Annotated in this window: 11 protein-coding genes; 5 read left to right on the top strand and 6 right to left on the bottom strand. The window is 71.7% G+C overall.

Annotated elements, in window-relative coordinates; translation table 11 throughout:
• The first annotated feature begins 149 nt into the window (after positions 1-149).
• The gene (locus AB0B39_RS00560) at positions 150-608 is read left to right on the top strand and encodes a PRC-barrel domain containing protein (RefSeq protein WP_234581286.1); all 459 of its coding nucleotides are present in this window, start codon (positions 150-152) and stop codon (positions 606-608) included.
• 56 nt (positions 609-664) lie between these two features.
• Positions 665-1411, top strand: coding sequence for a tyrosine-protein phosphatase (locus tag AB0B39_RS00565; RefSeq protein WP_357573130.1), 747 nt, complete (start codon positions 665-667; stop codon positions 1409-1411).
• Between the two features lie 48 nt (positions 1412-1459).
• Here the strand turns inward: AB0B39_RS00565 and AB0B39_RS00570 are convergent, their stop codons facing one another.
• Together AB0B39_RS00570 and AB0B39_RS00575 are read right to left on the bottom strand one after the other, a co-directional pair.
• The gene (locus tag AB0B39_RS00570; protein WP_357494193.1) at positions 1460-2557 is read right to left on the bottom strand and encodes a branched-chain amino acid aminotransferase; all 1098 of its coding nucleotides are present in this window, start codon (positions 2555-2557) and stop codon (positions 1460-1462) included.
• A gap of 162 nt (positions 2558-2719) precedes the next feature.
• Complete coding sequence (locus AB0B39_RS00575; RefSeq protein WP_234581289.1) at positions 2720-3751, bottom strand: 3-isopropylmalate dehydrogenase; 1032 nt, start codon at positions 3749-3751, stop codon at positions 2720-2722.
• A 224-nt stretch (positions 3752-3975) separates the two neighbouring features.
• Between AB0B39_RS00575 and AB0B39_RS00580 the strand changes: the two genes are divergently transcribed.
• Both AB0B39_RS00580 and AB0B39_RS00585 read left to right on the top strand, forming a co-directional pair.
• Positions 3976-4818, top strand: a complete 843-nt coding sequence (locus AB0B39_RS00580; protein WP_357494191.1) for an FAD:protein FMN transferase — start codon at positions 3976-3978, stop codon at positions 4816-4818.
• Positions 4819-5167: 349 nt separating this feature from the next.
• On the top strand, positions 5168-5524 hold the full coding sequence (locus tag AB0B39_RS00585) for a hypothetical protein (RefSeq protein WP_234581292.1): 357 nt from the start codon (positions 5168-5170) through the stop codon (positions 5522-5524).
• Positions 5525-5693: 169 nt separating this feature from the next.
• Here the strand turns inward: AB0B39_RS00585 and serA are convergent, their stop codons facing one another.
• On the bottom strand, positions 5694-7292 hold the full coding sequence (gene serA / locus AB0B39_RS00590; RefSeq protein WP_357494189.1) for a phosphoglycerate dehydrogenase: 1599 nt from the start codon (positions 7290-7292) through the stop codon (positions 5694-5696).
• Positions 7293-7558: 266 nt separating this feature from the next.
• Here serA and AB0B39_RS00595 point away from each other — a divergent pair, with 266 nt between their 5' ends.
• Positions 7559-8563 (top strand): hypothetical protein, encoded by a 1005-nt coding sequence (locus AB0B39_RS00595; protein WP_357573131.1) that lies wholly within the window; start codon positions 7559-7561, stop codon positions 8561-8563.
• 84 nt (positions 8564-8647) lie between these two features.
• On the opposite strand, the gene ilvC is transcribed toward AB0B39_RS00595, so the two are convergent.
• From ilvC to AB0B39_RS00610, 3 genes are all read right to left on the bottom strand, one after another.
• Positions 8648-9661, bottom strand: coding sequence for a ketol-acid reductoisomerase (gene ilvC / locus AB0B39_RS00600; RefSeq protein WP_234581295.1), 1014 nt, complete (start codon positions 9659-9661; stop codon positions 8648-8650).
• Between the two features lie 56 nt (positions 9662-9717).
• Positions 9718-10233, bottom strand: coding sequence for an acetolactate synthase small subunit (ilvN, locus tag AB0B39_RS00605; protein ID WP_124815780.1), 516 nt, complete (start codon positions 10231-10233; stop codon positions 9718-9720).
• Positions 10234-10315: 82 nt separating this feature from the next.
• On the bottom strand, positions 10316-12199 hold the full coding sequence (locus AB0B39_RS00610) for an acetolactate synthase large subunit (protein ID WP_357573132.1): 1884 nt from the start codon (positions 12197-12199) through the stop codon (positions 10316-10318).
• Positions 12200-12307 lie beyond the last annotated feature (108 nt).

The following is a 12307-nucleotide window of genomic DNA, read 5'->3' on the forward strand; positions in this document are numbered from 1 at the left end:
GACCCGCCGGAAGACGACACCCGGGCAGCTCTGGCCTGACACCCCGCACGCCTGCCGGTCGCCGTTTCCGGGACCCCGCCGCCGGGTAGCTCCTGCGGGGACGCACCCAGCGACGCCGAGACGATCGGCGACAGTCAGGAGTTAACGGCATGGACAGGATCGACCCGCACGCCGCCCACGCCGGGCCCGACCCGCTGCACGGCGGTGACCAGGGCGCCGTCGCGGGCGGCGCACCGACCGGCACCTTCGACCCCTGGCGCTACCGGGACGCGGCCGGAGTGGCCGACGCCGACCTGGTCGGCTACAAGGTCGAGGCCACCGACGGCGGAGTCGGCAAGATCGACAGCGCCAGTCACGAGGTCGGCGGCAGCTACCTGGTCGTGGACACCGGGCCGTGGATCTTCGGCAAGAAGGTGATGCTGCCCGCCGGCACCGTCAACCAGGTCGACCACGACCAGCGCACCGTCTCCGTGGATCGCACCCGGGACCAGATCAAGGCCGCCCCGGAGTACGACGAGACCAGCCACAGCGACCCGACGTACCGGGACCAGCTGGGCGGTTACTACGACGAGACGTACGGCGCTCTCCCGCCGGGCACCGCACGCTGAACGATCGGGCTCAACGGCCGGTGGGACGCGAGCCCACCGGCCGTTACCGTGTGAACGTGGACGCCACCGAGGACAAACGACACATCCCGCTGCCCGCCACCTTCAACTTCCGCGACGTCGGCGGCTACCTCAGCCACGACGGCCGCACCGTGCGCCGAGGCCGCCTCTACCGCTCCGACTCCCTGCACCGCCTCGACGAGCAGGACCGGGACGCGTTCGCCGCGATCGGCATCCGCACCGTCATCGACCTGCGCCGCCCCACCGAGGTGGAGCGCGACGGTCGGGTGCCCGCGTACCAGGGGCTGACCTACCGCAACATCCACCCGGAGCACGAGGACTGGTCGGGTACGCCGCACGAGAAGGGCACCGACCTGGCCCGCTACCTCGCCGACCGGTACGCCGACCTGGCCCAGACCGGCACCGCGGGGCTGGCCGAGGCGATCGGACTGATCGCCGATTCCGCGAACGCCCCGGTCGTGGTGCACTGCGTGGCCGGCAAGGACCGCACCGGCATCGTCTGCGCCCTCACCCTCGCCGTCCTGGGCGTCGTCGACGCCGACATCACCGCCGACTACGCGCTGAGCACGGAGGCTTCGGCCCGGTTCAGCGCCTGGTTGGCCGAGACCATGCCGAACGCGGCGGCGGTGCCCGCGCCGTTCCTGGCCTCGCCCGCCGAGGCCATGCAGATGTTCCTGGACGAGCTGCGCGCGGGCCACGGCTCGATCGAGGCGTACCTGCGCCACGCCGGGGTGACCGACGAGCAGCTCGCGGCCCTGCGCGACCACCTGCTCGACGAGATCTGACCCGCCGCGCTGACCGGCCCGTTCGCACGGGCCGGTCAGCGCCGGTCGTCAGAGGACCTTGCGCACCCAGCCGTGCGGGTCGGCGGCCTTGCCGCGCTGGATGTCGACCAGCTGCTGCCGCAGCGACATGCTGACCCGGCCGGGCTCGCCGCCACCGATCAGGAATTCACCGTCGGGGAACTTCACCTGACCGATCGGGGTGATCACCGCGGCGGTGCCGCAGGCGAAGACCTCGCGCAGCCGGCCGCTGGCCGCGTCGGCCTGCCAGTCGGCGAACGAGACCGGCCGCTCCTCGACAGAGTGCCCGGCCTTGCCGGCCAGCGTCATGATCGCCTCCCGGGTGATGCCGGGAAGGATCGTGCCGTTCAGCGGCGGGGTGACCACCGAGTCGTCGTCGTAGACGAAGAAGACGTTCATGCCGCCCAGTTCCTCGACGAAACGGCGCTCCACCGCGTCGAGGAAGACCACCTGATCGCAGCCGGCCTCGATGGCCTCCGCCTGGGCCGCCAGCGACGTGGCGTAGTTGCCGCCACACTTGGCCGCGCCAGTGCCTCCGGGCGCCGCGCGGGTGTAATCCGGGGAGACCCAGACCGTGACCGGCTTGACGCCACCGGTGAAGTACGCCCCCACCGGCGAGGCGATCACCATGTACAGGTATTCGTTGGCCGGGCGGACGCCGAGGAAGACCTCGCTGGCGAACATGAACGGCCGCAGGTAGAGGCTGCCGTCCTCGCCGGTGGGGATCCACTCCCGGTCGATCTCGATCAGCTTGTGCAGCGAGTCGACGAACACCTCGGGCGGCAGCTCCGGCATCGCCATCCGCTGCGCCGACTCGACGAACCGGGCCGCGTTGGCGTCCGGCCGGAACATCGTCACGCCGCCGTCGGCGGTCCGGTACGCCTTCAACCCCTCGAAGATCTCCTGCGCGTAGTGCAGCACCGCGCTGGCCGGGTCCATCGGGATCGGGCCACGCGCCTCCACCCGGGCGTCGTACCAGCCCTTGCCGTCGGCGTACCGCACGGTGACCATGTGGTCGGTGAAGACGCGGCCGAACCCCGGGTTGGCCAGCAGGGCGGCCCGGTCGGCGGCGGATACCGGCGCGGGATTCGGACGGATCTCGAAGTCGAGCTTGTCACCACCGCTCATAGCGCTGACCTCCCTGGGGAACAACGGCATGCGGGATCGCACACCGACATGGTTGTGCCAGAAACTTACCCCGAACGGTCGTTCAGAAGGTAGGGCCGCTCGGGACCGGGTGGACTGCCCGGACAGGCGGATGCCGCCGCTGACCCTGGCGGGTCGCGGCGGTCAGGCTACGGCGTGGGTGGCGAGCCGGTCGCCGACCTCGGCGGTGCGCAGTGCCGCCCCCGGGGTGCGGCCGGCCAGCTCGGCGGCGACCGCCGCGTTGACCCGCGTCGCCGCCTCGGCGTGCCCGAGCTGCTCCAGCAGCAACGCGACCGACAGCACCGCGGCCACCGGGTCGGCGACGCCCTGCCCGGCGATGTCCGGCGCGGAGCCGTGCACCGGCTCGAACATCGAGGGGTACGCGCCCTCGGGGTTGATGCACCCGCTGGCGGCCAGCCCGATCCCGCCGGTGACCGCGGCGGCGATGTCGGTGAGGATGTCGCCGAACAGGTTGTCGGTGACCACCACGTCGTAGCGCTGCGGCTGGGTCACCAGGAACATCGCGGCCGCGTCGACGTGCTGGTACTCCGTCGTGACGTCCGGGTGCTCGGCGGCGACCGCCTCGAAGGCCCGCGCCCACAGCGACCCGGCGTGGGTCAGCACGTTGGTCTTGTGCACCAGGGTGACCTTGCGCCGCTCCCGGCGGTCGGCACGGGCGAACGCGTCCCGGATGACCCGCTCCACGCCGTGTCGGGTGTTGAGGCTCTCCTCGGTGGCGACCTCGGCGGGCGTGTCGCGGTGCAGGGTGCCGCCGGCGCCGGCGTAGAGCCCCTCGGTGCCCTCGCGCACCACCACCAGGTCGACCTCGCCGGGCTTCACGTTGCCCAGCGGCCCGGCGACGCCGGGCCAGAGCCGCGACGGGCGCAGGTTGACGTACTGGTCGAAGGCGAACCGGAGCTTGAGCAGCAGGCCGCGTTCCAGGACACCAGGCGGAACCGTGGGGTCACCCACCGCGCCGAGCAGGATCGCGTCGTGCCCGGCCAGCTCGGTCAGCACCGAGTCGGGCAGCACCTCACCGGTACGATGCCAGCGGGCGGCGCCGAGGTCGTACTCGGTGGCCTGCACGCCGGGGAGCACCGCGTCGAGGACCTTCCGAGCCTGCGCGACCACCTCGGGCCCGATGCCGTCCCCGGCCACCACCGCGATCCGCGCCACGCCCGTACTCCCCACGCTCGACTGCCCTGTCCCGGCAACGGTACGTCGGTGTCCCGCAACCCGGTACGATCCTTCCAATATCTGGGACCGGCGGATACACAGCACCCTCTCAGCTGGGACTCATGGGGCGATCATCTGCGCTGCCTACGGTGGGGGCAGCGGGTCAGGGGGCCCGCGAACGGTGGTCGTGACGACGCGACGTCAACTGGGAGGGGGCAGGCGCCATGCGCATCGACGAGCAGCCGCGGACCCGCTGGCCGGATCCTTCGACGTTCCGGAATCGCCGGCCGGACCTGCGACTCGGCAGTCGCCGACACCGGATCGACCCGACCGCCGCCACCGATGGCCGGATCGCCGTGCAGCACACCGTACGCACCGCCACCGCCGAATACACCCTGCTGCTCAACGCTCCCGCCCGGCTCGGCCGTCGAGGCGTCGGCGAGGCGCTGCGGGACAGCGTCGCGGAGTTGCGCGCCATCGACCTGACCTACGGCCCGAACCGCCCGGAGAGCCTGGTCTCCATGCTGCGGCGGGGGGAGATCACCCCGGAGTCGTACCCGCCGCTGGCCGACCTGGTGGACCGCTGCACGGCCATGCGGGCCGCCACCGACGGCTGGTTCGACGCCTGGGCGGTGCCCGGCGGCTTCGACCCGGGCGGCCTGCTGGGCGGCTGGGCAGTGGAACGTGCCGCCGCCCGGCTGCGCGCCGCGGGCATCCACGACTACGCAGTACTCACCGGCGCCGACCTGGTGGTCCGCGGCCGGGCGCCGCACGGCGGACCGTGGCGGGTGGCGGTGCACCACCCGACGGCACCCGAGCGCGCACCGCTGGTGCTGGAGATGACCGCCGGGGCCGTCGGCACCTCGGGAGTGACCGGGCGCCAGGGGCACGTGGTCGACCCGCACACCGGCGAGCCGGCCAACCAGCTCGTCGCCGCGACTGTCGTCGGCCCGGACCTGACGGTCGCCGACGCGTACGCCACCGCGCTGTACGCCGCCGGGCCCACCGGCCTGGCGTGGTTCCGGGGCGGCTCCGACTATCGCGCGCTCTTCGCCCACCGGCGCTGAACCCCGGCCCGATTCGCACCTCGGCCGCCCGCGCGGTCGGCCGGTCGGGCCGCTGCGATCGGCCCCCACGGCCTCGGCAACGGCTGTGGGGGCCGGTCAGCGACGAGTGCGCGTGGCTCGCACAATCGAGGGGTGCGGACCGGTCGGGCCGGACGTCGGCCGCGCCACCCGAAGACGGGCCGGCGCCGCGACCTGCGGCCAGTAACCGCAGTCGTACGCTAGCGAATCGACGCAACTCGACGCAAGAGTCTCCACAGCGGACTCTCCCGACCGGTGCGTGGCGGGTCGGCGATTGGCCTGCGGCGAGGCAGTTTCGACATGGTGAACGACGGATGGCACGCTGTCCGCCGTGAGTTTCGATCTGAGTGTGTGGGCCCTGGAGGACGGGGCGACGCCCGAGGACGTGCGGGCAGCTGTCGACGGTTGCCGGCAGGGGCGGCACGTGGACCGTTACCCGGACCCGCGCGTTGTCGGCTTCTACCGGGCGATCACGGCGTCCTATCCGGACCGACACCCCGGCCCGGACAGCCCGTGGGCCGTGGCGCCGCTGCACGCCGCCCACGACCACGTCGAGCTGAACCTGCACCCGACCTGCGCGGACCAGGTGCTGCTGGACATCGAGCGACTGGCCGGGGAGCACGGGTTGATGCTCTTCGACCCGCAGGACGGCTCGGTCTACCCGCCCCCGGCCCGGCTGCCCCACTGACCCGAGGCGGGGTGGGCCGGGCATCCCGGCCGCGTGACACCCCGAGGGCTGGGCATCCCCCGCACCCGGGGGTACGACAGAGGGGCCCGGCGCGTCGCCGGGCCCCCCCGTGGTGCTGCCGTCTGTGCCGTCGCGGCCGATCGTGCGCGGCCGGTGGCGTGACCGCCGACTACTCGTCGCGCAGGTCCGCCGCGCTGGCGGCGGTCGCGCCGATCGAGTCGGCCGCCGAGGTGAGCAGGTCCGCGCCGAGCGCCTGGTCGACGGTGAGCGTCATCAGGGTCTCGCCGCCCGCCTCACGCCGGGCCACCTGCATCGCGGCGATGTTGATGCCCGACTCGCCGAGCAGGGTGCCGACGGTGCCGACGACGCCCGGCCGGTCGGCGTAGCGCAGGAAGAGCAGGATGCCCTCCGCGGCGATCTCCACGTCGAAACCGTCCACCTCGGTCAGCCGGGGGACGTCGCGGGCGCCGGAGTGGGTGACCGTGCCGGAGACGCTGACCGTCCGGCCGTCCGGCAGAGCGCCGCGCACCGTCACGAGGGTGGGCTGGTCGGCCGTCTCGGCCAGGCTCTCCAGCGTGACCTCGACGCCGCGCTCGGCGGCCAGGTGCGGGGCGTTGACGTAGGTGACCTGCTCCTCGACGACGGAGCTGAACAGGCCCTTCGTCGCGGCGAGCTTGAGCACCGACACGTCGTGGCCCACGATCTCGCCGCGCACCTCCACGGCGACGCTTGCGGCGACCCCACCGGCGACGGCGGTGAACGCGCGGCCCAGCTTCTCGGCCAGCGGGAGCAGCGGGCGGACGTCCTCGGCGACCACGCCGCCGGCCTGGACGTTCACCGCGTCGGGGACGAACTCGCCCTGCAGCGCCAGCTTCACGCTCTTGGCCACCGCGAGGCCCGCCTTGTCCTGCGCCTCGTGCGTCGAGGCGCCCAGGTGCGGGGTGGCCACCACGTTGTCGAAGGCGAACAGCGGCGAGGAGGTGCACGGCTCCTTGGAGTACACGTCGACGCCGGCGCCGGCGACCCGACCCTCGGCGATGGCGTTGGCGAGCGCCTGCTCGTCCACCAGGCCACCGCGGGCGGCGTTCACGATGCGGACGCCGGGCTTGACGATCGCCAGCTCCTTCTCACCGATCAGGCCCACCGTCTCGGGGGTCTTCGGCAGGTGGATGGAGATGAAGTCGCTCTCGCGAAGCAGCTCGTCCAACCCGACGAGGCGGACGCCGAGCTGCGCCGCACGGGCCGGCTGGATGTACGGGTCGTACGCGATCAGCCGGGTGCCGAAGGCGGCGATACGCTGCGCGAAGAGCACCCCGATACGACCGAGCCCGACCACGCCGACGGTCTTGCCCTGCACCTCGACACCTGTGTACTTCGACCGCTTCCACTCCCCCGCCTTGAGCGCTGAGCTGGCGCTCGCGGTGTTGCGGGCCACGGCGAGCAGCAGTGCGACGGCCTGCTCGGCGGCGGAGACGATGTTGGAGGTGGGCGCGTTGACGACCATGACGCCCCGTGCGGTGGCGGCCGGCACCTCGACGTTGTCCAGCCCGACGCCGGCCCGGGCGACCACCTTGAGTCGCGGCGCGGCGGCGACCGCCTCGGCGTCGATCTGGGTCGCGCTGCGCACGATGACGGCGTCGGCCTCGGAGAGCGCCGAGAGCAGGGCCGGACGGTCGGTGCCGTCGACGTGACGGACGTCGAAGTCGTGAGCGAGCACCTCGATGGCGGCGGGGGCGAGTTCTTCGGCGATCAGTACGACAGGATTCATCGGTCCTCGTAGAGGTCGTGTTTGCGATCGGCCCGGGCGGCGGGGCGCCGCACTGCGCCCCGCGCTGATCCGTGCCGTGGCCGTCAGGTGCCGGCTCAGCGCACCTACCCGCGATCGTAGGGGCCACGCTGGCCGGCGTGTTCCGGTCTTCGGGGTGAGTGCCCTCACACGCGCGGCCGAGCGATGGACATCACCCGTTCACCGGACCGACACGGTTGCCCGCGCCCGCTACAACCGGAGGCACAGCCCTGCGGGAGGAGCCGCCCTTGTCGCTCGCCGTGCGCATCACGCTGCTCCGACAGCTGACCCGCGTCGATCTCGCGCGGTTCGGTCCGAGGCTGGCCGAGGCGTTGGTCACCCGGTCCCACCAGGTGAAAATTCGACGCAGCTTCGTGCCCCGGCGCACCGCCGCCGCGGACGAGGCGGTCGCGCTCTACCGGCGGCTGGTCCAGGACCGGCCGGGCCGGCACGAGGTGGGGCTCGCGCGGGCGCTCGTCGCGCAGGGTTCGGTTCCCGACGATCGCACCGTCGGATCCGCAATCGCGCAGGGCCGGGAGGCGATCGGGTACGTCGAGAACGCGACCAACCGGGACGGCCTCGTCGTCCTAGCGGCGGCGCAGCTGATGGTGGCCGCCCAACTCTGCCACGACGAACCCCGGGACGCGTTGTCGCTCGCCGAACGGGCCCGGGAGACGTGGTTACGCTGCGCGCCGCTCAACATCCATGAGCAGGTTGCTCTGGCTCGGTCCCTCACCGTGGTCGCATACTGCCGGGCCGTGCTCGACTCGCCAGCTGAGGCATTGATCGCCCGAGAGGGGGCGGTCGAAATCTTTCGGCGGCTCTCCGGCTGGACAAGACGGAACTACTGGCAGGCCCACTTCGAGGCGGTGGGAGGGCTGGCTGATTCCCTCGCCGCCCAGGGACGGTGGGCCGAAACCCTGGCGCTGGCGGCGGACGTCCGCGAGGAGCTGACCTTCGTGACCCGTTTGCGGCCACTGCGGGCCCGGCCGATCCTCGGCGGACTGTTGTTCGTGCTGGCGAAGTGCCACGCAGGGCTCGGCGAGCCGGAGGCGGCCGTGGCGGCGGTCAAGGAGGCGGTCGGGCACTACCGTTGGCTGGCCGAACACGATCCCAATCGATACCGCCTTCTCCACCACCGGGTCGTCGTTGCGCTGCGCACCCAGGCCAGCGTCTTCGAGGGCCTCGGCCAGCACGAACAGGCCGCCTGGACAGCCGCTGAGGCCGAGGCGATGGAAAGCCGCTGGCGCTAGGTGCTACGGCCAACGGCCGACGACCCGCGCCGGGGAGAGCGCTGGACCGCCGGCCGCCGGTGGACCGTGCTGGTGTGGAACGTGTCAGGCGGTCTCGGTGATCGGGCGGTCGACCCAGCTCATCATGCCGCGCAGCTTCCGGCCGGTCTCCTCGATCGGGTGCGCCGCACCCTCGGCCTGCCACTTGGTGAAGTTCGGCCGGCCGGCCTCGTCCTCGGCGACCCACTCGCGAGCGAACTCGCCGGACTGGATCTCACCCAGGATCTTGCGCATCTCGTCCTTGACCCGGGAGTCGATGATGCGCGAGCCCCGGGACAGGTCGCCGTACTCGGCGGTGTCGGAGATGCTGTAACGCATCTTCGCGATGCCGCCCTCGTACATGAGGTCGACGATCAGCTTCAGCTCGTGCAGGCACTCGAAGTACGCGACCTCCGGGGCGTAGCCCGCCTCGGTGAGCACCTCGAAACCGGTCTGCACCAGCGCCGAGGCACCGCCGCAGAGCACCGCCTGCTCGCCGAAGAGGTCGGTCTCGGTCTCCTCGGTGAAGGTGGTCCTGATCGCGCCGGCCCGGGTACCGCCGATCCCCTTGGCGTACGCGAGGGCGAGCGCGAGCGCGTTGCCGCTGGCGTCCTGCTCGACGGCGACGAGACAGGGCACGCCCTTGCCGTCGCTGTACTGGCGGCGGACCAGGTGGCCGGGGCCCTTGGGCGCGACCATCGCCACGTCCACCTCGGCCGGCGGCTTGATCAGGCCATACCGGATGTTGAAGCCGTGGCCGAAGAAGATCGCCTTGCCCGGAGCCAGGTGCGGCTCGATCGACTCGGCGTAGATCTTGCGCTGGGCGGTGTCCGGCGCGAGCACCATGATCACGTCCGCCTCGGCCGAGGCCTCTGCCGGCGTGAGCACCCGCAGGCCCTGCTCCTCGGCCTTCGGACGGCTCTTCGAGCCCTCCGGCAGACCGATCACCACGTCGACGCCGGAGTCGCGCAGCGACAGCGCGTGGGCGTGCCCCTGGCTGCCGTAGCCGATCACCGCGACCTTCTTGGCCTGGATCAGGCCGAGGTCGGCATCGTCGTCGTAGTACACCTCAACGCTCATGAGAACTTCCCTTTCGTACGACGGCCTGAGTGCCCGTCGTGGTCTGTGCGGATGGGTCAGGCGGCGCGCAGCGCGGGGCCGGCGGTGATCGAACGCGAGCCGCGCCCGATGGCCACCAGCCCGGACTGGACCATTTCCTTGATGCCGAAGGACTCGAGGTCGCGCAGCAGCGCGTCGAGCTTGTCCGGTGTGCCGGTTGCCTCGATGGTCAGGGTGTCCGGTGCGACGTCGACCACCCGGGCGCGGAACAGGTTGACGGTCTCCAGCACCTGCGACCGCGCGGACCGGTCGGCACGGACCTTCACCAGCAGCAGTTCGCGGGCAACCGAGACCTGCGGATCCAACTCAACGATCTTGAGCACGTTGACCAGCTTGTTCAGCTGCTTGGTGACCTGCTCCAACGGGGACGACTCCGCGTTGACCACGATGGTGATCCGGGAGACGTCGGGGTTCTCGGTCTCGCCGACGGCGAGGCTGTCGATGTTGAACCCGCGCCGGGAGAACAGGCCGGAGACCCGGGCGAGTACGCCGGGCTTGTTCTCCACCAGCACGGACAGCGTGTGCATCGTCATGCCATGGCCTCGCTTCGCTCGGTCATGGCATGGCCATGCGCAGCACTGAGCTTGATGATTCGTTCGCTTCGCTCACTCATGGTCAGATGTCATCCTCGTCGAAGACCGGGCGGACGCCACGGGCGAACATGATCTCGTCGTTGCTGGTGCCGGCGGCGACCATCGGCCAGACCATCGCGTCCTTGCCGACCACGAAGTCGATCACCACTGGCGCATCGTTGATCTCCATCGCGGCGGCGATGGTCTTGTCCACGTCAGCCGCGCTCTCGCACCGCAGCCCGACGCAGCCCAGGGCCTCGGCGAGCTTGACGAAGTCCGGGATGCGGTGCTTGTGGGTGCCGAGCTCGGTGTTGGAGTAGCGCTCGTTGTAGAAGAGCGTCTGCCACTGGCGGACCATGCCGAGATTGCCGTTGTTGATGACGGCGATCTTGACCGGGATGCCCTCCAACGCACAGGTGGCCAACTCCTGGTTGGTCATCTGGAAGCAGCCGTCCCCGTCCACCGCCCAGACCACCGTGTTCGGCTTGCCGACCTTGGCGCCCATCGCCGCCGGAACCGCGTAGCCCATCGTGCCGAGGCCGCCGGAATTCAACCAGGTGTACGGCTTCTCGTAGGAGATGAACTGCGACGCCCACATCTGGTGCTGGCCCACCCCGGCCACGAAGATCGCGTCCGGGCCGACGATCTCGCCCAGCCGCTTGATCACGTACTGCGGGGACAGGGTCCCGTCGACCGGCTCGTCGTAGCCCAGCGGGTAACGGTTGCGCAGGTCGTCCAGCTGCGTCCACCAGTCACCGAGGTCGGCCGTGTGCCCCGCCGACCGCTCGGCGGTGACGGCGGCGATCAGCTCGTCGATGACGTGCTTGGCGTCACCGACGATCGGCACGTCCACGTGCCGGTTCTTGCCGATCTCGGCGGGGTCGATGTCCGCGTGCACGACTGCCGCGTCCGGGGCGAACGAGTCCAGCTTGCCGGTGACCCGGTCGTCGAAGCGTGCGCCCAGCGCGACGATCAGATCCGCCTTCTGCAGGCCGTAGACCGCGGCGACCGTGCCGTGCATGCCGGGCATGCCCAGGTGCTGCTGATGCGAGTCGGGGAACGCGCCGAGCGCCATCAGCGTGGTGACGACCGGGATTCCGGTCAGCTCGGCCAGCCGGCGCAGCCCGTCGGTGGCACCGGCCTTGAGCACCCCGCCGCCGACGTAGAGCACCGGCCGCCGGGCCGCGGCCATCAGCCGCGCCGCCTCCCGGATCTGCTTGCCGTGCGGGTGCAGCGTGGGCCGGTAGCCGGGCAGGTCCAGGGTGGGCGGCCAGGAGAAGGTGGTCGACGCCTGGAGCACGTCCTTGGGGATGTCGACAAGCACCGGGCCGGGCCGGCCCGTGCTGGCCAGGTGGAACGCCTCGGCCAGCACCTGCGGGATCTCCTCGGCGGTCTGCACGAGGAAGTTGTGCTTCGTGATCGGCAGCGTGATGCCCTGGATGTCCGCCTCCTGGAAGGCGTCGGTGCCGATCGACGGGCGGGCCACCTGACCGGTGATCGCCACCATCGCCACCGAGTCCATGTACGCGTCGGCGATCGGCGTGACCAGGTTGGTCGCGCCCGGACCGGAGGTCGCCATGCAGACGCCGACCTTGCCGGTGGCCTGCGCGTACCCGGTCGCCGCGTGCCCGGCGCCCTGCTCGTGGCGGACCAGGATGTGCCGGACGGTGGAGTCGTAGAGCGGGTCGTACGCCGGCAGGATCGCGCCGCCCGGGATGCCGAAGACGACGTCGACGCCGAGCGCCTCCAGGGACCGCACCAGCGAGCCGGCGCCGGAGACCTGGGCCGGCGCGGCTGTCCGTACGGCCGGGACAGCCGGGGTGGCCGCGGCGCGCGCGGCGGCGGGGTCGACGGTGCCGGCCGGGTCGGCGGTCGCGCGGGCCCGCCGGGCGGTGTGGGCGAGGGTCTCGGGCGTGGGTCTCGTCATGGCGGTTCTGGCCTTCGGCTGGAGTGGCTGGGGCTTGTTCAGCGATGCGAGGCGGGCATGGGCCCGTCGCGACAGGTTCCGACGGCAATAAAAACGGCCCTCGTGCAG

The organism is Micromonospora sp. NPDC049114 (genome assembly GCF_040648635.1).
Classification (GTDB): domain Bacteria; phylum Actinomycetota; class Actinomycetes; order Mycobacteriales; family Micromonosporaceae; genus Micromonospora.